The following is a 761-nucleotide window of genomic DNA, read 5'->3' as shown; positions in this document are numbered from 1 at the left end:
ATTCAATAACTTGGCTCATTATGCCTGTGCTGTCAAAGATGTACTAATTAATTAATACGCCTTAGTCATTTTTATTTATTTATTTTGATTAAATATTGGTTACTGTTTAGTTGTTTATACTCAATTAAAAAACAAACGTTCTTAATATAAGGCAGTGTTTGTTGAATTTAGTTCACAGATAACTTGCATTACTGCTGTTTGAAAGAGTATATTCAAACAATTTATTTATATTTGTTTTCTTGCATGCTTGACCTAAAGTGGTCAAAACATTACTCTTGTTCTGCATTGCATATTAAAAATATTATATTGATAAAAACTTTAAAGGGAATTAAGAGTTTGCCAATTGTGTTTATGGTTTAGGTATGAACCTGTGCATATATTGGTAAACTTCTTATCATTTACATAGGATGTAATAATGCAAAAATCACTCTTCAAACTTACTTTGTTGGCTACGGTTATTTTAGGTATTAGCGCTTGTAGCGGCGACAACAAAACCACTGATGAATCCGCTGCCAGCTCAGATGCCAAAGCAGCTAAAACATTGCTTTATTGCTCAGAAGGCAGCCCTGCTGGCTTCGATCCAGCACAGTATACTTCTGGTACTGACTTTGATGCCAGCGCCTACCCTATCTATAACGGCTTGGTAGAATTCAAAAGAGCTGACACCGAGATTCAACCAGGGCTGGCTGAAAGCTGGGATATTAGCGAAGATGGCAAAACCTATACCTTTAATCTACGTAAAGGGGTCAAATTTGGCAAAA

The 761-nt window shown here is 35.1% G+C and carries 1 protein-coding gene; it reads left to right on the top strand.

Annotated elements, in window-relative coordinates:
• Window positions 1-415 precede the first annotated feature (415 nt).
• On the top strand, window positions 416-761 hold a 346-nt coding region (locus ACS8FD_RS19755), incomplete at its 3' end, for an ABC transporter substrate-binding protein (RefSeq protein WP_439277118.1).

Source organism: Psychrobacter sp. 1U2 (assembly GCF_051847575.1).
The sequence above is the reverse complement of the archived record's forward strand: the minus strand, read 5'-3'. Positions and strand labels throughout refer to the sequence as shown.